The sequence below is a fragment of the Bacillus sp. PS108 genome, assembly GCF_037963335.1.
Lineage (GTDB): Bacteria > Bacillota > Bacilli > Bacillales > Bacillaceae > Bacillus > Bacillus subtilis.
On the sequence record NZ_CP150155.1, the window covers coordinates 2,078,940 to 2,100,069 of the forward strand.

The following is a 21,130-nucleotide window of genomic DNA, read 5'->3' on the forward strand; positions in this document are numbered from 1 at the left end:
ACAAGTAAGATGAAAAGCTGAAAATGAGGTAAGATCATGATTAAAAAGCATTTAACATTTCAAAAACTAAACGGGATTACGCCCTATATATGGACGATATTTTTCATCCTCCCCTTCTACTTTATATGGAAATCATCATCTACATTTGTTATTATTGTCGGCATCATTTTGACGCTTTTATTTTTTTCGGTATATCGATTTGCTTTTGTCTCAAAAGGCTGGACCATTTATTTGTGGGGATTTTTATTAATTGGCATTTCAACCGCTTCCATTACCCTGTTCAGTTATATTTATTTTGCTTTTTTTATCGCGTATTTTATTGGAAACATTAAGGAACGCGTCCCTTTTCATATTTTATATTATGTCCATTTAATAAGCGCAGCCGTCGCAGCCAATTTCAGTCTCGTATTAAAGAAGGAATTCTTTCTGACACAAATTCCTTTTGTCGTCATTACCCTCATCAGCGCAATTTTATTGCCCTTTAGTATAAGAAGCCGCAAGGAGCGCGAACGGCTTGAAGAAAAGCTCGAGGATGCAAATGAACGGATTGCAGAACTGGTAAAATTAGAAGAACGTCAGCGAATTGCCCGCGATCTCCATGATACGCTTGGGCAAAAGCTTTCTCTTATCGGGTTAAAAAGCGACTTAGCAAGAAAATTGATATACAAAGATCCCGAACAAGCAGCTCGTGAACTGAAAAGTGTTCAGCAAACTGCGCGAACTTCTTTAAATGAAGTAAGAAAAATCGTTTCCTCTATGAAGGGCATCCGGCTCAAGGATGAATTGATCAACATCAAACAAATTCTCGAAGCAGCTGACATTATGTTTATCTATGAAGAAGAGAAATGGCCCGAAAATATCTCATTGCTGAATGAAAACATTTTGAGCATGTGCTTAAAGGAAGCTGTCACAAATGTCGTCAAACACAGCCAGGCTAAAACTTGCCGAGTTGACATTCAGCAGCTCTGGAAGGAAGTTGTGATAACAGTGTCTGACGATGGAACATTCAAAGGAGAAGAAAATTCCTTTTCAAAAGGACATGGCTTACTCGGGATGAGAGAACGGCTTGAGTTTGCAAACGGAAGCCTTCACATCGATACCGAAAACGGAACCAAGCTTACCATGGCAATTCCTAATAATTCAAAATAAACATAAAGGATGGCTTATATGATTAGTATATTTATTGCAGAAGATCAGCAAATGCTGCTGGGCGCTTTAGGATCACTTCTAAACCTCGAAGACGATATGGAAGTCGTAGGCAAAGGTACAACCGGCCAAGATGCTGTTGATTTTGTCAAAAAACGCCAGCCTGATGTATGTATTATGGACATTGAAATGCCCGGAAAAACAGGGCTTGAAGCTGCTGAGGAGCTAAAAGATACAGGCTGCAAAATTATCATCTTAACCACCTTCGCCAGACCCGGTTACTTTCAGAGAGCTATTAAAGCTGGCGTTAAAGGCTATTTGTTAAAAGACAGTCCGAGTGAAGAGCTGGCCAACGCCATCCGTAGCGTCATGAACGGAAAACGCATCTATGCACCTGAGCTGATGGAGGACTTATACAGCGAAGCTAACCCTCTTACAGATAGAGAAAAAGAAGTGCTCGAACTTGTGGCTGACGGTAAAAACACAAAAGAAATCGCTCAGGAACTCAGCATCAAAAGCGGGACGGTACGGAATTATATCTCAATGATTCTAGAAAAGCTTGAAGTGAAAAATCGAATTGAAGCCATTACCCGGTCAAAGGAAAAAGGCTGGTTTAAATAAAAAAGGATCTTGGCATCTGCCAGGATCCTTTTTGTTAATCTGAAATTCCCGTTTGAGAACCTCGCCGCAACCAGAATTAAATTGATCCATATCCTCGCTCCTACGCCCGCTGAACGATTGTTTGGTTAACAGCCCAATAAAAGACTGGATTGAATGATATCCCTGTTAAAATGGTCGGCCATTGCACATCAGCAGAATTTCTGATATTGATTATATTGTATTTTCAGTATGACAAAGTTGCGCTACTTCGCTCCCGAAGCTGCCATGCCCAACTGCAAGAGCCTAATATCACAATAAAAAACCGTCTGAAATCAATCCGATTCCGTAAATGGCATCTGCTACATCCAACTGCTTATTATCTGCCAAAAAAGATACAACACCAGCTCGTTTCGCTGATCAAAGATAGTAACAACCAGCTATAAATGTCATGATGCCGAATGTCTCTGTAATGTGGAACCAATCATTTAACCCGAGAGCCCCTGAATCGCACATAAAGAGAAAAACGGGACCACTTTCTTTTATCAGCTTATGATATAAACAGCTCTAAGTAGAACAAAAAAAGACACAAGCCAAAAGCTCATGTCTTTTATCACAATCTATATTATTAGTTTAAGACTTTAACACTTACAGTTTTGACGCCCCAATTAGAAGCATCACTTTTACTTGGTACAAATACGTCGATTTTATTTCCTTTAATAGCGCCGCCAGTGTCTGCTGCTGTTGCTTCCCCGTAGCCTTCAACATAGACTTTAGAACCTAGCGGAATTACATTAGGATCAACCGCAATAACTTTCGCGTTCGGGTTCTTATTTAAGTCAATGCCTGTAGCTGTAACGCCGGAAATGCCGCCGTCGTTAGCAGTGTAAGCAGTAGCAGTAACTGTTAGTTCTTTTGAAGCTTCTTGATTATTTGTATTTGATTGAACAGCCTTCTCCTCTGTGTTAACAGAAGTTTCTGCCTCAGCCTTTGTTTCTTGTTTAGGTTGCTGTTGTACAGCTTCTTGTTTAGGTTGCTCTTTTTGCACAGCCTCTTGTTTTGGCGCAGCTTGAGGTGCGTTTGTTTGCGCATTCTCAGTAGCTGTGTTTGCTGCTGTTGCCTGACCTTTTACTGAAAGAGTTGATCCAGCATAGATCATGTCAGAGCTTAAGTTATTCCAAACTTTCAGGTTGTTGACTGTCGTGCCGAATTTTTGAGCAATCTTAGAAAGCGTATCTCCCGCTTTAATTGTATATTGCCCAGTCGTGGTTGTTTCTTCTGAAGAAATGGTCAGTTTTTCTCCTGCAATGATTTTATCAGAAGTTAACTTGTTCCATTCTTTTAAGTCCTTTAGGTTCACTCCATTTTTCTGAGAGATTCCCCAGAGCGTATCACCCTTTTGCACCGTAATTTCTTTTGCAGAAGCGTGAGCTCCGAATGCAGTTGTTGAAAGTGCAGCAACTGCCACAAAGGACATAATCGTCTTCTTCATAAGTAAATCCTCCCTTGTTAGCTTTTTATTGGCGGCTAACAGGTGATATCGTAACACACGTAAATGTCAAATCAATAACAAAAAGATATGATTTAGATTACAGTTCCTTTACATGAAGGATTTCTCTCTGATGGAAAGACTTGCTGAACCCTTGATATAATAGGCTTCGCAGGTCTTTTTATTTTGAGGCGAAACAGAGAAAATAAAATGTGTTTTTTATAGAAAAAAAGATTGTTTTTCTGTTTTTTTAGTCTGTCATCCTTGCATAAGCTTGTATTTCTTGTAAAAAAAGCCGGCCGTATTTTGCTCTTTTTTGTTCTCCGACTCCTTTTATAGACAAAAGTTCATCATCATTTACGGGCTGTTTTCCTGACATTTCTTTTAACGTTTGGTCAGAGAAAACAACAAATGGCGGAACACCCTGCTCAGCCGCAACTTCTTTCCGAACCATGCGCAATCGTTCAAATAGCTCGTCATTTTCAGTAATCGCTGCCGCTTTTAACGCTTCTTTTCTCGCTACTGATAATTCTCCTTTCAGCACATTCCTTCCTTTACTACTGACAAAAAGAGTCGGAAACGTTCCGTCTGACATCCTGATGAAGTCGTCAGAAATAAGAAATTCGATAAAATCACTGATTTCGCCAACGGATTGGTGTTTTAATATCCCGTATGTTGAAAGGTCGGAAAAGCCGTTTTCAAGAACTTTTTTATTTTTGGAGCCGGCAAGCACCTGGGCAACCATCGTCTTGCCAAACCGTTCTTTCATGCGAATGATACAAGATAAGACCATTTGCGCCTCCCGCGTCACGTCATGGGCCGCTCTTGTATCGGTACAGTTTCCGCACTGTCCGCACGCATCAGGCTCCTTTTCTCCGAAATACATAAGGATAAAACGCTGCAGACAATCTTCCGTATGACAGTAGTCGACCATTTGTCTCAGCTTTTTTAAATCCTGCTTTTGTTTCTCTTCATGTTCTGATTGCTCAATTAAGAAGCGCTGCACCATAATATCCTGCGGTGAAAACAGGAGAACACATTCACTGGCAAGACCGTCCCGTCCAGCTCGTCCTGCCTCTTGATAATAGCTTTCCATATCTTTCGGGATTTGTGCATGCAGAACAAATCTGATATTTGATTTATCAATACCCATTCCAAAAGCAGAGGTTGCCACCATCACTTGAAGCTCATCATTAAGAAACCTTTCCTGCTGCTCTTTTCTCACATCATCAGCCAAACCTCCGTGATACCGACCTGCCCTGACTTGATTTCGTTTCAATCTCTCATATATCCGATCAGCTTCTTTTCTGGTCGCGGTATAGACAATTCCTGCTTCATGCCTGTTGTTTTGCACATATTCGTCTATAAACCGATCTTTATTTTCTCCTTTTACTACTTTAAAGGTTAAATTCTCTCGGGAAAATCCGGTATATACCGTGTTTTCTTTTTGAATATGCAGCTGTTTGCAAATATCATCATGAACCTCGGGTGTGGCTGTTGCTGTTAACGCCATGATGACAGGCTTGTCGTGTAATTCACGGAACAAGATTTCAATATTCCTGTAGCTTGGCCTGAAATCATGGCCCCATTGAGAAATACAGTGCGCCTCGTCTATTGCGACCAAAGGAACATCTATGCCCTGCAAAATCCGGATAAATTCTGTGGACGTTAGTCGCTCTGGTGTAATGTAAAAAAGCTTATAAGCTCCTTCTTTGAGTCCGTTCAGCCTCTCATATATTTCCTGATTGGATTGTGTGCTGTTAATGTAGGCGGCGTTAATCCCCGCTTCTTCTAACGCATCAACTTGATCCTTCATCAAGGAAATCAACGGTGAAATGACGATCGTCGTCCCTTCAAACATTAATGCCGGAATCTGATAGCAAATCGATTTGCCGCCTCCCGTCGGCATAATGCAGGCCGTATTTTGCCTCGCTTCCGTCACCAAGCGGATCGCTTCATCTTGGCCGCTCCGAAACTTCTCATAACCAAAATAATGAGCCAGAAGGGATTGGGCTCTATGTAACATAACGTGTAAACCTCGCTTTTCCTTGAATTTCTCCCATCATATCATAAAAAAGCGGCCTTCATTTCTTTCACACAAAAATGGAATATTCACTATACCAAACCTTTTTAGATAAAATAAAAAGCCATTTCCGAAAAGGAAATGGCTTTCGCTACGTCTTGCCGTATGCAAGTAAGAAAGTTTTAAACCACCACTCCTCAAAGTGGGTGTTTGCAGAAACGTTCCTGTCGTCCTCTGCAATGGAGGCATGACATTCCGGCTTCGATATAAAACTCCCTATTACAGCTTAAAGGTTAAAACTTAATTAACAATACGCACAAAGTAGCTTCTTTAATATAGTACACCATCAGGCGGTTTTAATCAAGAGGTCAGAACAATTGTTTAGAAAAACTTTTTCCAGTGAATAAAACTGTTTTTTCTCCAAAATACCTGACAATTCGACAAACAAAAAATATATTACAATAAAAAAATAGCCTTTATTGCTAAAAGCGAATGATTATTTTCTTCTATATTAATGTGTATATACAAAAAGACTCCTATTTGTAACGATAGGAGTCTTGGCTTTATTAGAATTTTGCAGCAAGATCTTTTGCTTCTTGTAAACCTTTTTCAACGATTTCTTGCGCTTGATCAGGTGCTGCGTTATGTCCTTCGATGACAACTGTGTGCAAGTCTTGAACACCCCAGAAACCAAGAACTGTTTTCATGAAGTTTAATGACATTTCAAGTGCAGCCATTGGTCCTTCTGAGTAGACACCGCCGCGAGCGTTAAGAAGCGCAACTTTTTTGCCTCCCATTAAACCGACTGGTCCTTCTTGTGTGTATTTGAATGTAACGCCTGCGCGAGACAGATAATCAACATAAGTATGAAGCACTGCTGGCACTGTGAAGTTCCAAAGCGGGAATGCGAAAACAACTTTGTCAGCTTTTACAAACTGGTTCAGATATTTGTCAGCAATTGCTGCTTGTTTTTTCTCATCTTCTGTCATTTCCATTCCTTGACCTGCTTTAAATGTTCCGTTAATCATATCTCTGCCAAGGTAAGGAAGGTTTTCCTTATGAAGATCTAATTCAACCACTTCATCATTAGGGTTGTTTTCTTTATAAGCAGCTAAGAAAGCTTCGTAAAGTTTAGTTGAAACGCCTTCTTCAGCTGTACGGTCGCTTGATTTTACAAATAAAACTGTAGACATTTGTATTCCTCCCGGTAAACTTTTTATATTTACTTACAAATAGTATGTTACTTTCTTTTTTACGTAAAGTCAATCACTTTATTTTGAATATGAGATTTTTTTTCAAAAAAAAGCAAGTACATCTAATATCGGTGTACTTGCTTGCCATTTTTACTTCGAATCTTGTTCACGATCCAAGATTTCATACGTCTGCGAGCTTTTTTGATCAATTGTTTCTTTGTTGGATAAGTCTTTTACCTGTTCATGAAACTCTCTTTCATAAGAAGGAGCATCTGTCTCCAGATCATCCTCCACATTAGCTTGAGCCTCAACTGTCATTCTTGCATAGGGAACAGCTTCAAGTCTTTCGTAAGGAATGTCTTGGCCGGTTTTTTCACACACACCGTAAGTTCCGTCTTTCATCTTTTGTAATGCACGGTTGACCTCCTCTAACAGCTCCCGGTCAATCTCTTTCACTGTTTGGTCTGTCATCCGGTCTGTGACGAGCGTCCCGTGGTCTGCCATATGGTTGTCAACCCCGTTGGAAAGCTCCCCCACTTCTTCCGTCATTGATTCTGTTTCCTTTTTCTCGCCAGACAATTCTTTTTGCATATCGAGCAATTTATGATAGAGATGCTGTGTTTGTTCTTTTGTCAGTGCCATGTATATCCTCTCCTTTCTATCCTGTTTCCCGTTTTGCCTTCTGTCAAACATGGAAACATCGATGGAAAGAAGCTACTGCCTTTTTGAACGGATCGTGACCGCTGGCGTCGATGGTGCTTCGGGTTTTCGTTGGCACTTTTTGTCCTTCTCTTCTGGCGGTATATAATAGGTTGCGCCTATATTTAATCTGCCGCTCAGTTCATCAATGGTCAGCTCGCCGAATTCAAGATGATAGTCAATTTTTTCGACATTCAGCGTTTCAATATGTATATAGGTTTCTTCAGACTCTTGTTTGCTGCTTTGTTTTTGTTTCTCAATCACTGAGAGTCTTTCTTCACATTCACGCAGTTTGTCAAGTTCTGGTTTCAAGCAATGCCTGATCAGCGACCGGAACATTTTTTTCATGACATCACGACCCTTTGCATACTCCTCTTTCGTCTACATATATAATGAGGTATATCCCATAGAAAGGAGAGGTTTTCATGCTTCCGACTAACATCAATATTTCTCATCTCAAGACTAACTCGATAGGCACCGGATCATCCCTTACCTTTGGTTCTGCGGAGTTAAGGAACAGGTGCTCTGCTATCAAAAGAAATAACGGTTTTGGGGAACAAAATGCAGATGTTATTGTTATGGTCATTCCGATTGAATCAATTGATGACCGTGATGGGGCAGATGCACTCAGTATGAAAATCAATCATCAATAACAATGGTTTTCGCTTGACCTTCGTCTTTTTGAATAGTGATGTATAGGATTCCGTCTTTAAAAATGGCATTCATCTTTCCATGAAGATGATCGGAAAGCGGAATTTTCTTCTCAAAACTTCCGTATTTTCCTTCTTTTTGGCGAAAGTCCTGTTCATTAAAATAGGAAAAGCGCTGCCCCTTCACCACTAAATAATCTCCGTACGATAATATGTGAACGTCTTGTTTACGGTAGCCTGGAAGATAAATTAAAAACTGTACTTCCGCAACGGTATCTACAATATCCATGCTCGGAAATGAAGCATCTCCTTTCCCTCGCTGATCTTGCTGCGAAAACGGAAACGGAGATTGGCCATTTGTCATAAAAGGGGTTTTTTGGTCTTCATCAAATACCTGTTTCCAAAAGTCACCGCCGTACATCTGCTGCGCGAATTCCATCCACTGCTTCATCTTTTCGAAATCCATTTGAAGCCCCCTGTCTTAACATACTTTATAACCGCCAGCATACAACTATAGAAAGGAGGTTTGCCTGTGGTTCAACCAACTCCGTATATCAATATTAATATTTTCATGCTGAAAATTAATTCCTTTGAAAATGCTTCAGCGGTTAACGTAGGACAAAATTTATTGGCAGAATGGCAAAATTCAGATAAAAAAAATCAAGGCTACGGACAGAATTTTGGAGATGCGAGCGGATTTATGGGCACGAGAAGCCATGTGGATGACAGAGACCAAATTGATTCTCCGGCCTCTTTTGAAAGTGAAGCGGTTAACTCCTCAATCAAAAGGAAGTGATGAGATGTTCTTTTCACCCTCCGTCGTGAATGTCGGCGGATTTAAAATCAATACGATGGATCGAGGTTCCTCTTTAACACTCGGTCCGTATCAGCAGGTCGATTACTTTTTATCAGCTAAAATAAATCAAGGGTTTGGAGAAGAAAATGGCGACTTTACTCCTCTTGTCGTACCGATTTCAAATGTATTAGATGCAGATCTTGTTGATTCGAACTCAGCGAAAAACAGTGTGGTGTAATAAGAACAGGGCGCACATGCCCTGTTTTTTTTATAAAAAAAAGCCTAACCATTTTTTGAACGGCTGGCTCATCAAATATTCAGCTGCACAAATGCTTTGTCAGCACCGCCTGAACCTCGCTTAAATCGGTGTCTTTCGCAAATTCTAATTCGAACGTTTTGCTTCTTGTCATCAATAAAAGCCCAGTGTCCGGATCAAACATTCCCGCTTCTTGGATGGCAAAGCTTTCAATTGTTTTATATGGAAGAAATACACGAACCTTCTTTTTGGAAAACATTTTATTGTCAAAGAAAATGATCCGCTTATTTGTAAAGCAAATTTGGTCCACTCGGAGCTTATAAATCGATTCTATTCTTTCCCCTTCAACGAGCAAAGCCTCAAGCTTCTTTGCGTCCGTTGATCTACTAACAGAAAAAATACCCAATGAAGAACCCCTCTTTCTGCATTTATCTATTTGTTTTATCATTCACTACATAAAAATAAGTCCTTTATCCCTATATAAGAATACGACATAGAAGACATTTAAACCATTACGAACAGATTACATTTTTCAAATTTTTGATTTGTTTTTTGGCTTTTAAGCTGTTGTCATCAAGTAATACGCACAGATAGAGAAAAAAGTTTCAATATTCAGCAATGTTTTTATAAAAAAGCGGTTTTTAATGATTTTTTTAATTTTGTTTTATATTTCCTGTTTTAACCACAAAAAAACCGCAGCTGAGCTGCGGTTTTATGGATCGACTACTTTTAACAAAATCTGTCTGATGCTTCAAGGAAGCATTACATCTCTTCGAAGTATTCTTTATAATAGCCGCCGACTTTATTCGTATTGTCGACCACAAAGAGAAACTCCTCTGTTTCATTTTTTACTTCATATTCTTTTCCCGGCGTTAAAACGCGGTTTACGATATATTTTTTTGCGTTTGTCTGCACACACTTTACTTTTTTAATTGTTTCTTTTTCAAGCCAATTTTTATGAATCATGATGAAATCTCCTTTTCTTATCTATAAGCTTATTGTAGCTTTTTTCTTTTGTAAATTGCAATATCGGTTATTCATTGATTTTGCCTTGATTCCTATTATAGAATGTTTGTATACGCTTACGTTTGAAGCAACTATCACAGCTTATTTCTGCTATTCAATCCAGGAATCAATGTGCTATCACCAAGAATCTCAGAACAGACCATAAAAAATGACTGGAGGTTTGTTACGGATGAGTTCTTTAACGATGCAAGTGACGAAAAGGCTGGAGACATTTTTACAGGGAACAAAGAAGCTTTATATTGACGGAAAGTTTGTTCCGAGTGCCTCAGGGGCAACCTTTGACACTCCAAACCCGGCGACCGGCGAAACCTTGATGACGCTGTATGAAGCCCAGGCTGCGGATGTGGACAAAGCGGTTAAAGCTGCCCGGAAAGCCTTTGACCAAGGTGAATGGAGAACAATGTCTCCAGCTTCGAGAAGCAGACTGATGTATAAGCTGGCAGACTTAATGGAAGAGCATAAAACTGAGCTTGCTCAGCTTGAAACACTTGATAATGGGAAACCGATCAATGAAACGACTAATGGAGATATTCCGCTGGCTATTGAGCATATGCGCTATTACGCCGGCTGGTGTACAAAAATAACAGGACAGACGATTCCGGTTTCCGGCGCTTATTTTAATTATACGCGTCATGAGCCTGTCGGTGTCGTCGGCCAGATCATTCCATGGAATTTCCCGCTCCTGATGGCGATGTGGAAAATGGGCGCGGCACTTGCAACAGGCTGTACAATCGTCCTCAAACCGGCTGAACAAACACCGCTTTCAGCTCTTTATTTGGCAGAATTAATTGACCAAGCCGGTTTCCCTGCCGGTGTAATCAACATCATCCCAGGATTCGGTGAAGATGCGGGAGAAGCGCTGACGAACCACGAAGCGGTTGATAAAATTGCCTTTACCGGTTCCACTGAAATCGGAAAGAAAATCATGTCCACCGCAGCGAAAAGCATTAAGCGTGTGACATTGGAGCTGGGCGGAAAATCGCCTAATATTCTTCTGCCGGATGCGAATTTGAAAAAAGCCATCCCGGGCGCTTTAAACGGTGTGATGTTTAACCAGGGCCAAGTCTGCTGTGCGGGCTCACGTGTCTTCATTCATAAAGACCAATATGATGAAGTTGTTGATGAAATGGCATCCTATGCTGAGTCACTCCGCCAAGGAGCGGGACTTCATAAAGATACTCAAATCGGGCCTCTCGTAAGCAAGGAACAGCATGAGCGCGTTCTTTCCTATATTCAAAAAGGAAAAGATGAAGGAGCAAAAGCAGTGACCGGCGGAAGCTGTCCTTTTGAAGCAGGATATTTTGTCGCACCGACTGTGTTTGCGAATGTTGAAGACGAAATGACCATCGCAAAAGAAGAAATTTTCGGACCCGTGCTGACTGCAATTCCGTACGAAACAGTCGATGAAGTTATTGAACGGGCAAACCATTCAGAATATGGGCTTGCGGCCGGACTATGGACAGAGAACGTCAAGCAGGCTCACTATATCGCGGACCGTCTTCAAGCCGGAACCGTTTGGGTCAACTGCTATAATGTGTTTGACGCGGCGTCTCCATTTGGCGGTTATAAACAGTCAGGACTCGGACGAGAAATGGGATCATATGCCTTGGATAATTACACAGAAGTCAAAAGTGTATGGATAAACCTTGAAGACTAACATGTATGTTTAAAAAACTGCTGCCTGCCAGCAGTTTTTTTCTTTCTGTAATGGCAGTAAAAGACGCTGAATATATATGCTTCTGAAGGAGTTGAGCGTGATGGGCACACTTCAGGAGAAAGTGAGGCGTTTTCAAAAGAAAACCATTACCGAGTTAAGAGACAGGCAAAATGCTGATGGTTCATGGACATTTTGCTTTGAAGGACCAATCATGACAAATTCCTTTTTTATTTTGCTCCTTACCTCACTAGATGAAGGCGAAAATGAAAAAGAACTGATATCATCCCTTGCAGCCGGCATTCATGCAAAACAGCAGCCAGACGGCACATTTATCAACTATCCCGATGAAACGCGCGGAAATCTAACGGCTACCGTCCAAGGATATGTCGGGATGCTGGCTTCAGGATGTTTTCACAGATCTGAGCCGCACATGAAGAAAGCTGAACAATTTATCATCTCACATGGCGGTTTGAGACATGTTCATTTCATGACAAAATGGATGCTTGCCGCGAACGGGCTTTATCCTTGGCCTGCTTTGTATTTACCATTATCACTCATGGCGCTCCCCCCAACATTGCCGATTCATTTCTATCAGTTCAGCTCATATGCCCGTATTCATTTTGCTCCTATGGCTGTAACACTCAATCAGCGATTTGTCCTTATTAACCGCAATATTTCATCTCTTCGCCATCTCGATCCGCACATGACAAAAAATCCTTTCACTTGGCTTCGGTCTGATGCTTTCGAAGAAAGAGATCTCACGTCTATTTTGTCACATTGGAAACGCGTTTTTCATGCACCATTTGCTTTTCAGCAGCTGGGCCTACAGACAGCTAAAACGTATATGCTGGACCGGATTGAAAAAGATGGAACATTATACAGCTATGCGAGCGCAACCATATATATGGTTTACAGCCTTCTGTCACTTGGTGTGTCACGCTATTCTCCTATTATCAGGAGGGCGATTACCGGCATTAAATCACTGGTGACTAAATGCAACGGGGTTCCTTATCTGGAAAACTCTACTTCAACTGTTTGGGATACAGCTCTAATCAGCTATGCCCTACAAAAAAATGGTGTGACCGAAACGGATGGCTCTGTTACAAAAGCAGCCGACTTTTTGCTAGAACGCCAGCATACCAAAACAGCAGATTGGTCTGTCAAAAATCCAAATTCAGTTCCTGGCGGCTGGGGGTTTTCAAACATTAATACAAATAACCCTGACTGTGACGACACTGCAGCCGTTTTAAAGGCGATTCCCCGCAATCATTCTCCTGCAGCATGGGAGCGGGGGGTATCTTGGCTTTTATCGATGCAAAACAATGACGGCGGATTTTCTGCTTTCGAAAAAAACGTGAACCATCCGCTGATCCGCCTGCTGCCGCTTGAATCCGCCGAGGACGCTGCAGTTGACCCTTCAACCGCCGACCTCACCGGACGTGTACTGCACTTTTTAGGCGAGAAAGTTGGCTTCACAAAAAAACATCAACATATTCAACGCGCTGTGAACTGGCTTTTCGAACATCAGGAACAAAATGGGTCATGGTACGGCAGATGGGGTGTTTGCTACATTTACGGCACTTGGGCTGCTCTTACTGGTATGCATGCATGCGGGGTTGACCGAAAGCATCCCGGTATACAAAAGGCTCTGCGTTGGCTCAAATCCATACAAAATGATGACGGAAGCTGGGGAGAATCCTGCAAAAGCGCCGAAATCAAAACATATGTACCGCTTCATAGAGGAACCATTGTACAAACGGCCTGGGCTTTAGACGCTTTGCTCACATATGAAAATTCCGAACACCCGTCAGTTGTGAATGGCATGCAATACCTTACCGACAGCAGTTCGCATAGTGCCGATAGCCTCGCATATCCAGCAGGGATCGGATTGCCGAAGCAATTTTATATTCGCTATCACAGTTATCCATATGTATTCTCTTTGCTGGCTGTCGGAAAGTATTTAGATTCTATTGAAAAGGAGACAGCAAATGAAACGTGAATCTTATCAAACGGAGATGTTCAATTGGTGTGAAGCCCTGAAAGATCAGATTCAAAAGCGAGGACAGCTTGACCAGTTTGAAGATCAAATCGACAAGATGATTGAGGCTCTGGAAGATGATCAAACAACAGAAGAAGATTGGTATAAACAGGCCGCTGCCCTTTATCGGGATATTACAGAATCAGATGATACAAGTGAAAGACGCGCTTATGTCCCTATAGGGAAACACGTGCTGCCAAAGCTTCCTTACAAATACTCCGCCTTAGAACCTTATATTTCACGCGATATTATGGTCCTTCATCATACAAAACATCATCAAAGCTATGTCGATGGCCTGAACAAAGCAGAATCAGAGCTTAAAAAAGCGAGAGCGACAAAGAATTATGACTTAATCACTCATTGGGAAAGAGAGCTTGCGTTCCATGGAGCAGGCCATTATTTGCATAGTATTTTTTGGTTTTCTATGCATCCAAACGGAAAACGGCGTCCTACAGGGGCATTGTTCCAAATGATAGACCTTTCATTTGGAAGCTATTCCGCTTTTAAAGAACATTTTACCCAGGCCGCTAAAAAAGTGGAAGGCGTCGGCTGGGCCATTCTGGTCTGGGCACCTCGATCAGGACGGCTGGAGATTTTAACGGCAGAAAAACACCAGCTCTTTAGCCAATGGGATGTGATCCCCCTTTTACCGCTTGACGTATGGGAGCATGCCTACTATTTGCAATACAAAAATGACCGGGCCAGCTATGTCGATCACTGGTGGAATGTCGTGGATTGGCGCGAGGCTGAAAAACGTTTTGAGCAGGCAAAAGAAGTCGTTTGGAAGCTCTATTAAAAAAAGCCCCCTTTCCTCGGGGGCTCCGTGTTTTAAAAAATCCCTACCACATGCAAAAACACGATGATGATGGCAACAGGAGATAGATATCGAATGAGCAGCAGCCAAACCGCAAACCACTTTCGTTTAAGATTGGAACCGCTTTTCAGCTCGTCAAACAAATCCTGTTTCGGTATTTTAAGCGGGACAAAAATCGAAATCAGTAACGCACCTAACGGCATTAAAATATTGCTCACAAGATAGTCGGCCGCATCAAAAATAGACAGATGAAATATAGAGACGTCACTTAAGACACCGTATGATAATGCAGACGGCACACCGACAATAAAAATAGCAATTCCGCCTAACCAAGCGAATCGTTTTCTCTTATTGACATCGCCTTTCGACAGTACTGCGACCAAAATTTCCAGCATTGAAAAAGCAGATGTCAATGCAGCAAATAAAAATAGAAGTAAAAATGCTAATAAAAAGATAATTCCGAACGGCATTTGATTAAACACAGTCGGCAGCACGTTAAATAACAGAACCGGGCCTTGGTCTGGTTTGAGGCCGAATGAAAAGACAGCTGGAAAAATCGCAATTCCGGCCATTACAGCTACAAGCATGTTCATAACAGTTACAGATACAGCGGACTGTACCAGATTTTCCTGTTTCTCTAAATAAGCGCTATACGTTACCATGACAGATACACCGACACTTAATAAGAAAAAGGATTGTCCCATTGCATATAAAATGGTATTGGCATCAATTGCAGTTAAATCAGGCATCAGGAAAAATTTGATTCCTTCCATCGCGCCATCAAGTGTAACCGAACGCACCATTAAAATGATGAATAATAGAAAAAGCGCCGGCATTAATACTTGGCTTGCTTTTTCAATTCCGCTGCTTACCCCTTTTGCAACAACTAAAATTGTTACCACCATAAAGAGCAGCTGGCCTCCTACAGCCAAATAAGGATTTGAAATGGTACTTGCAAATATCGTATCAAAACCAGATGTTTGCGATAAACCGCCAGTGAAGCCTTTTATAATATAAATTAAAATCCATCCGCCTACGACACTGTAGAAAGATAGAAGAATAAAGCACGTCACCATGCCTAAATAACCGATCCAATGCCACTTCGTTCCTGGAGCAAGTGTTTTATAGGACTGAACGGCATCTTTCTGTGTTCTTCTGCCTATGATGAATTCACCTAACAATAAAGGCAGTCCGATTAAAACCGTAAATAAAATAAAAATAAGTAAAAATGCGCCTCCTCCGCTGGTTCCGGCAACATATGGGAATTTCCATATCGCACCAAGCCCGATAGCTGATCCTGCCGCGGCTAAAATAAAGCCGAGCTTCGAAGACCATTGATTTGCTTCCTTCACCGTATCACTCCTATTTGATCTAACCATTATAAAGGTTCATTGTAAGAATATCTTCCTATATAGTCAAGAACATTTTAATTAGTTTACATCATATATCTATAGACATCTGCCAAAAACTAATATTGAATTATTCAGAAAATTATTTATAATAAGAGAATGTTATGAAATTTGTAAGAATTTCTGCTGAAGTTCTTGATAAGTGTGTTAGGAGTGTTTTTATGGACATCATTAGAAAAATAAGTCATTTTGCAGGACAAACCTTTGGCATATGGGTCATTGTTTTTGCAGTGCTGGGATTTTCTTTCCCATCTTTATTTACGTGGATCAGTTCTTATATTACGATTTTTCTTGGCATTATCATGTTTGGGATGGGCCTTACACTGCAAGCCGATGATTTCAAAGAGCTGGTCAGAAAGCCTTGGCAAGTTATTATTGGAGTAATAGCCCAGTATACGATCATGCCGCTCGTTGCTTTCGGCCTCGCATTTGGGCTTCATCTTCCAGCTCAAATCGCAGTTGGTGTTATTCTTGTCGGCTGCTGTCCCGGGGGAACTGCATCTAATGTTATGACATTCTTAGCAAAAGGAAATACTGCCCTTTCTGTTGCGGTTACGACAATTTCTACCTTATTGGCACCTGTTGTAACACCGTTGTTGATTATGCTGTTTGCCAAAGAATGGCTTCCTGTCTCACCGGGGTCTTTGTTTATCTCAATCTTACAGGCGGTTTTATTTCCGATCATTGCAGGTTTGATTGTCAAAATGTTTTTCAGAAAACAAGTAGCAAAAGCCGTACATGCCCTTCCGCTTGTTTCTGTCATTGGCATCGTTGCGATTGTCTCAGCTGTCGTCAGCGGCAATCGGGAAAATCTGCTTCAATCGGGGTTGCTCATTTTTTCAGTTGTTATCCTGCATAACGGTATCGGTTATTTACTTGGGTTTCTTTGTGCAAAACTTTTAAAAATGGATTACCCGTCTCAAAAAGCGATTGCAATCGAAGTCGGCATGCAAAACTCCGGACTTGGGGCTGCACTTGCCACGGCTCATTTCTCACCGCTATCTGCCGTACCAAGCGCAATATTCAGTGTGTGGCATAACCTTTCAGGTTCTATGCTTGCAACATATTGGTCAAAAAAAGTGAAAAAGAAACAAGCTGGATCCAAAAGCAGCAATCTATCACTTTAAATATGCATCAAAAAAGGTACATCACTTTATCGTGATGTACCCTTTTTTATTATCCTTCTAATAAAAGCTGTTCAGGATCTTCCAGTAAATTTTTGATTGTCACGAGGAAACCAACCGCTTCTTTACCGTCTACAATTCGGTGATCATAAGATAAAGCGATATACATCATCGGACGGTTTTCGAAACGCTCTTCATCAATGGCTACAGGGCGCAGTTGAATCTTATGCATGCCCAGTATACCGACTTGAGGGCTGTTTAAGATCGGAGTTGACATCAGTGAACCGAAAGTCCCTCCGTTGGTAATCGTGAAGGAGCCTCCCTGAAGCTCGCTAAGGGTTAATTTATTGTTTCTTGCTTTTTTCGCAAGCTCGCCGATCTCTTTTTCGATTCCTGCAAATGTCAGGCGATCCGCATCCCGCACAACCGGAACGACAAGGCCTTCATCAGCAGCAACAGCGATTCCGATATCGTAGAATTTTTTAACGATCAACTCATCACCTTGAATTTCTGCATTCAACAGCGGATATTTTTTCAATGCAGCCACGACTGCTTTCGTGAAGAAAGACATAAAGCCGAGCTTCACTTCATTTTGCTCAAAGAATTGATCTTTGCGGCGTTTTCTGAGATTCATGACAGCCGTCATGTCCACTTCATTAAATGTGGTCAGCATTGCTGATGTTTGCTGTACCTCTACAAGGCGCTTTGCAATCGTTTGTCTGCGGCGTGACATTTTTTGCACTTCAACAGGTTTTTCAAAGCTTTGCTGTGCTTTTTGAGCCTGAGGCTGCTGCTTTTGCTGAGGAGCCGGTTTTGATGCCGGTTTTTCGTACGCTTCGACATCCTGCTTGCGCACTCTTCCAAGCGGATCTCCAGTTGGAACTTGAGACAGGTCAATTCCTTTTTCTCTCGCCAGCTTACGGGCCGACGGAGAAGCGATCGTTCTTGATTTTGCTTCAGATTGTGTTTCCTCGCTCACCTCTTGTGCAGCTGGTTCAGCCTGTTTCTCTTCTTTCACGCTTTCCTTGCTTTCTGCTTTCTCTGTAGGAGCAGGGGCAGAACTTTCACCCGCGCCTTCTGAAATCGTACCGATAATTTCTCCGACCTGGACGGTATCACCCGAATCTTTCAATACCTCTTGAAGTACACCCGATTCTTCTGCTGTCAATTCAACATTCACTTTATCCGTTTCTAGTTCAAGCAGATATTCACCCTGTTCTACATAGTCACCAGGCTGCTTTAACCATTGGGCTATTGTTCCTTCTGAGATTGATTCTGCTAATTCAGGTACCTTAATTTCCGCCATTTTTTCATTTCCCCCTTAGTTTTTGCGAGTCAAGCTATCAGATACAATACGTTCCTGTTCTTTTTTATGAACTGTCGGATCTCCCTCTGCAGGGCTGGATCGTCTTCTTCGTCCAATATATTGAACGCTTACTCCCTCTGGTGCAATCTCAGTCAAATACGGGCTGATATAACCCCAAGCCCCCATGTTCTGCGGCTCTTCCTGCACCCAAACGATTTCTTTCAGGTTCGGAAGTTTTGCAAATAATTCTTTGACTCCTTTTGCCGGGAATGGATACAGCTGTTCGATTCTCGCAATGTGAAGCCACTCTTTACCGTCTTCTAACTTATTAAAATGATCGCTAATGTCTATAGACACTTTACCGCTGGATAATACAAGTCTGGTTACTTTTTCATAGTCATGAGAAAGTCCCGACTGTTCATAAACAGGCTGGAAGCGGCTTTCGCTGAGCTCCTGCACTTCCGACACCGTATTTGGGTTGCGAAGAAGGCTCTTCGGCGTCATAATGACGAGCGGTCTGATTTCTTCACGAAGCAGCATTTTAGCCTGTCTTCTTAAAATATGGAAATACTGTGCCGCGCTTGTCAGGTTGGCAACCGTCCAGTTGTTTTCCGCTGCAAGCTGCAGGAATCGCTCGATTCTTCCGCTTGAGTGCTCAGGCCCCTGTCCCTCGTAACCGTGCGGAAGCAGCATGACTAATCCGGATTTTTGGCCCCATTTCGCGCGTCCGGCAGAAATAAATTGGTCAAAATACACTTGAGCTGCGTTGGCAAAATCTCCGTACTGTGCTTCCCACAAAACAAGCGTTTCCGGTGAATGCACGTTATAGCCGTATTCAAAACCGAGAACCGATCCTTCAGACAGCGGGCTGTTATGAACAGCAAATGATGTGCTGCAGTCAGATAAGTGATGAAGCGGCACAAATTCTTTGCCCGTCTCACTGTCATGAAGCACAAGGTTTCTTTGGGCGAACGTTCCGCGCTCGGAATCCTGTCCTGTTAAACGAATCGGTGTTCCGTCTTTCAAAATTGAAGCAAACGCGAGTGATTCTGCCAAAGACCATTCCACTTTTCTGTCATCATCGAACGCCTTGGCGCGTCTTTCTAAAATGCGTTTTAGCTTGCCGAAAACATTAAATGACTCCGGCCAGTTGATCAATTCGCCATTCAGCTTGCGGAGCACATCAAAATCAATCGAAGTGTCCACATCTGGGAAACCGTTTGATACAGGCTCTGGAAGTTCAATTTCACAGGCAGTGTGTTCCTTTTTAGACGGGACTTTCTGATATGCATCCTCAATGCGCTTCGTTACCGATTTTTCGATGTTTTGAACGACTTCCTCGGTAAGCACGCCTTCTTTTACCAGCTTTTCAGCGAAAATTTGTTTGACGGTCGGATGCTTTCTGACAGCATCATACAGCATTGGCTGAGTGGTTGACGGTTCATCCATTTCGTTGTGTCCATAGCGTCTATACCCGATCAAATCAATCAGAAAATCCTTGTTGAATGTTTTTCGGTATTCGACCGCAAACTTAACAGCTGAAAGACAAGCTTCAGGATCGTCCGCATTCACGTGAACAATCGGAATTTCATAACCCTTGGCCAGGTCGCTGGCATATTTTGTCGATCTGGATTCAGCGCTTTCTGTTGTGAATCCGATCATGTTATTGGCGATAATATGAATCGCACCGCCTACTTGATACCCTTTTAAAGAGCTTAAATTCAATGTTTCAGCTACAATTCCTTCCCCAGGGAATGCAGCGTCTCCATGGATTAAAATGGCCAGCGATTTTGTTTCATCTTGTACCGGGTATCCGCTTTGTGTCCGCGTTTCCTGTGCCGCTCTAGTGCTGCCTTCAACAATCGGATTGATAAATTCCAAGTGGCTCGGGTTGTTCGCTAACGTAATGCGCGCTGATTTTGTTTCAGCGTCTTGAAGCTCCCGATTCGCCCCCAAATGGTATTTGACATCCCCTGTCCATCCGTAGCTGATTCCAATGGATCCCTCAGACGGGACAAGATCTTTATTCGGCGCATGCTGGAATTCAGAGAAGATGATTTCATACGGTTTGCCGAGCACATGTGCCAAGACATTCAGGCGTCCCCTGTGCGCCATCCCGATGTTGACGCTTGTCGTACCTGATTTGACAGATTGTGCAATAATGTCATCAAGCACTGGAACAAGAGCGTCCAGACCCTCAATGGAAAAGCGCTTCTGCCCGACGAATGTGCGGTGTAAAAACTGCTCAAAGCCCTCTACTTCTGTCAATCTTTCCAGCACAGCTGACAGCTTTTCAGCTGAGTTCTTCTGGAACAGCTCGCCAGATTCAATCTTTCTTGTCAGCCACTCGCGCTCTTTGAAGTCATGCACATGGTCAAATTCAAAAGAGATGGTTCTTTTATACGTATTTCGTAAATACTGAATGGCTTCTAAACCGTTCGTAATGTTTTTAGGAGCGTCTTTGCAGATGACAGACGCAGGTATTGCTTTTATTTCCTCTTCTGTTAGCCCGTAATCGGATAATGGAAAAAGTTCGCTCTTTTTCTCATCCTTTCTGAGCGGATTGACGGAAGCGTTCAAATGGCCATAGGTTCGAATATCTTCTGCAAGTCTGACTGCGGATGCGATCTTTTGAATCAGATCGGCTGTAACACGTCCCTTTTCTTTTGTTCCCGAGGCCTCTTTTATATCGCTTGGCGGAGCACCGAGCTCGTCGAACATTTCCTTCAAATCCGGGTCAATGCTGTTCGGATCCTGGGTATACTGATCGTAAAGCTCCAGCGCATAGCCGAGGTTCGGACCGTAAAAATCTTCCCAATTCATTCGTTGTTTCATACTATTTTGAAACATTTGAATATTACCCCCAACTTAAATAATCAAGTGATTGATTCACTATCTTGAAATAAC

At 42.1% G+C, this 21,130-nt stretch carries 20 protein-coding genes and 1 other RNA gene; 9 read left to right on the top strand and 12 right to left on the bottom strand.

Translation table 11 applies throughout. From position 1 onward, the window contains the following. The first annotated feature begins 36 nt into the window (after nt 1–36). Together desK and desR are read left to right on the top strand one after the other, a co-directional pair. A complete protein-coding gene (gene desK, locus NSQ16_RS10455) occupies nt 37–1,149 on the top strand; it encodes a two-component sensor histidine kinase DesK (RefSeq protein ID WP_029318043.1) in 1,113 nt (370 codons plus the stop codon). An 18-nt stretch (nt 1,150–1,167) separates the two neighbouring features. Further along, entirely contained in the window at nt 1,168–1,767 is a 600-nt protein-coding gene (gene desR / locus NSQ16_RS10460; RefSeq protein ID WP_004399356.1) for a two-component system response regulator DesR, read from the top strand. Between the two features lie 604 nt (nt 1,768–2,371). On the opposite strand, the gene NSQ16_RS10465 is transcribed toward desR, so the two are convergent. From NSQ16_RS10465 to NSQ16_RS10490, 6 genes are all read right to left on the bottom strand, one after another. Further along, a complete protein-coding gene (locus NSQ16_RS10465) occupies nt 2,372–3,235 on the bottom strand; it encodes a 3D domain-containing protein (protein ID WP_003231267.1) in 864 nt (287 codons plus the stop codon). A gap of 247 nt (nt 3,236–3,482) precedes the next feature. After that, a complete protein-coding gene (recQ, locus tag NSQ16_RS10470) occupies nt 3,483–5,258 on the bottom strand; it encodes a DNA helicase RecQ (protein ID WP_088326262.1) in 1,776 nt (591 codons plus the stop codon). A gap of 141 nt (nt 5,259–5,399) precedes the next feature. Continuing rightward, nucleotides 5,400–5,586, bottom strand: a non-coding RNA gene (ssrS, locus tag NSQ16_RS10475) — 6S RNA. A gap of 235 nt (nt 5,587–5,821) precedes the next feature. Next, the gene (gene azoJ / locus NSQ16_RS10480; protein ID WP_003231260.1) at nt 5,822–6,448 is read right to left on the bottom strand and encodes an FMN-dependent NADH-azoreductase AzoJ; all 627 of its coding nucleotides are present in this window, start codon (nt 6,446–6,448) and stop codon (nt 5,822–5,824) included. A 150-nt stretch (nt 6,449–6,598) separates the two neighbouring features. Continuing rightward, a complete protein-coding gene (locus NSQ16_RS10485) occupies nt 6,599–7,090 on the bottom strand; it encodes a TraR/DksA family transcriptional regulator (protein ID WP_225722017.1) in 492 nt (163 codons plus the stop codon). Nucleotides 7,091–7,162: 72 nt separating this feature from the next. Further along, nucleotides 7,163–7,495: a hypothetical protein gene (locus NSQ16_RS10490; RefSeq protein ID WP_014480020.1), complete on the bottom strand. Its 333-nt coding sequence runs from the start codon at nt 7,493–7,495 to the stop codon at nt 7,163–7,165. A 77-nt stretch (nt 7,496–7,572) separates the two neighbouring features. Between NSQ16_RS10490 and NSQ16_RS10495 the strand changes: the two genes are divergently transcribed. Beyond that, nucleotides 7,573–7,800, top strand: a complete 228-nt coding sequence (locus NSQ16_RS10495) for a hypothetical protein (RefSeq protein WP_015383862.1) — start codon at nt 7,573–7,575, stop codon at nt 7,798–7,800. Here the strand turns inward: NSQ16_RS10495 and yocM are convergent. Beyond that, entirely contained in the window at nt 7,787–8,263 is a 477-nt protein-coding gene (gene yocM, locus NSQ16_RS10500) for a salt stress-responsive protein YocM (RefSeq protein ID WP_085187518.1), read from the bottom strand. The genes NSQ16_RS10495 and yocM overlap by 14 nt on opposite strands. A gap of 66 nt (nt 8,264–8,329) precedes the next feature. On the opposite strand from yocM, the gene NSQ16_RS10505 reads away from it, so the two are divergent. Beyond that, nucleotides 8,330–8,593 carry a hypothetical protein gene (locus NSQ16_RS10505; RefSeq protein WP_004399338.1) on the top strand — a complete coding sequence of 88 codons (264 nt, stop codon included), beginning with the start codon at nt 8,330–8,332 and terminating at the stop codon, nt 8,591–8,593. Between the two features lie 4 nt (nt 8,594–8,597). Next, complete coding sequence (locus NSQ16_RS10510; RefSeq protein ID WP_003231251.1) at nt 8,598–8,831, top strand: hypothetical protein; 234 nt, start codon at nt 8,598–8,600, stop codon at nt 8,829–8,831. A 79-nt stretch (nt 8,832–8,910) separates the two neighbouring features. On the opposite strand, the gene NSQ16_RS10515 is transcribed toward NSQ16_RS10510, so the two are convergent. After that, entirely contained in the window at nt 8,911–9,255 is a 345-nt protein-coding gene (locus NSQ16_RS10515) for a PH domain-containing protein (protein ID WP_003220141.1), read from the bottom strand. Between the two features lie 356 nt (nt 9,256–9,611). Next, the gene (locus NSQ16_RS10520; protein ID WP_003231245.1) at nt 9,612–9,815 is read right to left on the bottom strand and encodes a DUF6501 family protein; all 204 of its coding nucleotides are present in this window, start codon (nt 9,813–9,815) and stop codon (nt 9,612–9,614) included. 229 nt (nt 9,816–10,044) lie between these two features. Here NSQ16_RS10520 and dhaS point away from each other — a divergent pair, with 229 nt between their 5' ends. From dhaS to NSQ16_RS10535, 3 genes are all read left to right on the top strand, one after another. Continuing rightward, nucleotides 10,045–11,532, top strand: coding sequence for an aldehyde dehydrogenase DhaS (gene dhaS / locus NSQ16_RS10525; protein WP_015714095.1), 1,488 nt, complete (start codon nt 10,045–10,047; stop codon nt 11,530–11,532). A 100-nt stretch (nt 11,533–11,632) separates the two neighbouring features. Continuing rightward, nucleotides 11,633–13,531: a sporulenol synthase gene (gene sqhC / locus NSQ16_RS10530; RefSeq protein ID WP_064911730.1), complete on the top strand. Its 1,899-nt coding sequence runs from the start codon at nt 11,633–11,635 to the stop codon at nt 13,529–13,531. After that, nucleotides 13,521–14,366 carry a superoxide dismutase gene (locus NSQ16_RS10535; RefSeq protein WP_015251901.1) on the top strand — a complete coding sequence of 282 codons (846 nt, stop codon included), beginning with the start codon at nt 13,521–13,523 and terminating at the stop codon, nt 14,364–14,366. The genes sqhC and NSQ16_RS10535 overlap by 11 nt, the downstream gene beginning before the upstream one ends. A gap of 32 nt (nt 14,367–14,398) precedes the next feature. Here NSQ16_RS10535 and NSQ16_RS10540 read toward each other — a convergent pair whose 3' ends face one another. Continuing rightward, nucleotides 14,399–15,736, bottom strand: a complete 1,338-nt coding sequence (locus NSQ16_RS10540) for a sodium-dependent transporter (RefSeq protein ID WP_014480024.1) — start codon at nt 15,734–15,736, stop codon at nt 14,399–14,401. Between the two features lie 218 nt (nt 15,737–15,954). Between NSQ16_RS10540 and NSQ16_RS10545 the strand changes: the two genes are divergently transcribed. Beyond that, nucleotides 15,955–16,920, top strand: a complete 966-nt coding sequence (locus tag NSQ16_RS10545; RefSeq protein WP_327836935.1) for a bile acid:sodium symporter family protein — start codon at nt 15,955–15,957, stop codon at nt 16,918–16,920. Between the two features lie 49 nt (nt 16,921–16,969). Here the strand turns inward: NSQ16_RS10545 and odhB are convergent, their stop codons facing one another. Then, a complete protein-coding gene (gene odhB, locus NSQ16_RS10550; protein ID WP_088326278.1) occupies nt 16,970–18,223 on the bottom strand; it encodes a 2-oxoglutarate dehydrogenase complex dihydrolipoyllysine-residue succinyltransferase in 1,254 nt (417 codons plus the stop codon). Nucleotides 18,224–18,238: 15 nt separating this feature from the next. Next, nucleotides 18,239–21,073 carry a 2-oxoglutarate dehydrogenase E1 component gene (gene sucA, locus NSQ16_RS10555; protein ID WP_015483337.1) on the bottom strand — a complete coding sequence of 945 codons (2,835 nt, stop codon included), beginning with the start codon at nt 21,071–21,073 and terminating at the stop codon, nt 18,239–18,241. Nucleotides 21,074–21,130: the final 57 nt, after the last annotated feature.

Excerpts from the sequence above, each read along its gene's own strand:
- desK (WP_029318043.1), top strand. The coding sequence starts at position 37 with ATGATTAAAAAGCATTTAACATTTCAAAAACTAAACGGGATTACGCCC.
- desR (WP_004399356.1), top strand. The coding sequence starts at position 1,168 with ATGATTAGTATATTTATTGCAGAAGATCAGCAAATGCTGCTGGGCGCT.
- NSQ16_RS10465 (WP_003231267.1), bottom strand. The coding sequence starts at position 3,235 with ATGAAGAAGACGATTATGTCCTTTGTGGCAGTTGCTGCACTTTCAACA.
- recQ (WP_088326262.1), bottom strand. The coding sequence starts at position 5,258 with ATGTTACATAGAGCCCAATCCCTTCTGGCTCATTATTTTGGTTATGAG.
- azoJ (WP_003231260.1), bottom strand. The coding sequence starts at position 6,448 with ATGTCTACAGTTTTATTTGTAAAATCAAGCGACCGTACAGCTGAAGAA.
- NSQ16_RS10485 (WP_225722017.1), bottom strand. The coding sequence starts at position 7,090 with ATGGCACTGACAAAAGAACAAACACAGCATCTCTATCATAAATTGCTC.
- NSQ16_RS10490 (WP_014480020.1), bottom strand. The coding sequence starts at position 7,495 with ATGAAAAAAATGTTCCGGTCGCTGATCAGGCATTGCTTGAAACCAGAA.
- NSQ16_RS10495 (WP_015383862.1), top strand. The coding sequence starts at position 7,573 with ATGCTTCCGACTAACATCAATATTTCTCATCTCAAGACTAACTCGATA.
- yocM (WP_085187518.1), bottom strand. The coding sequence starts at position 8,263 with ATGGATTTCGAAAAGATGAAGCAGTGGATGGAATTCGCGCAGCAGATG.
- NSQ16_RS10510 (WP_003231251.1), top strand. The coding sequence starts at position 8,598 with ATGTTCTTTTCACCCTCCGTCGTGAATGTCGGCGGATTTAAAATCAAT.
- NSQ16_RS10520 (WP_003231245.1), bottom strand. The coding sequence starts at position 9,815 with ATGATTCATAAAAATTGGCTTGAAAAAGAAACAATTAAAAAAGTAAAG.
- dhaS (WP_015714095.1), top strand. The coding sequence starts at position 10,045 with ATGAGTTCTTTAACGATGCAAGTGACGAAAAGGCTGGAGACATTTTTA.
- sqhC (WP_064911730.1), top strand. The coding sequence starts at position 11,633 with ATGGGCACACTTCAGGAGAAAGTGAGGCGTTTTCAAAAGAAAACCATT.
- NSQ16_RS10535 (WP_015251901.1), top strand. The coding sequence starts at position 13,521 with ATGAAACGTGAATCTTATCAAACGGAGATGTTCAATTGGTGTGAAGCC.
- NSQ16_RS10545 (WP_327836935.1), top strand. The coding sequence starts at position 15,955 with ATGGACATCATTAGAAAAATAAGTCATTTTGCAGGACAAACCTTTGGC.
- odhB (WP_088326278.1), bottom strand. The coding sequence starts at position 18,223 with ATGGCGGAAATTAAGGTACCTGAATTAGCAGAATCAATCTCAGAAGGA.
- sucA (WP_015483337.1), bottom strand. The coding sequence starts at position 21,073 with ATGTTTCAAAATAGTATGAAACAACGAATGAATTGGGAAGATTTTTAC.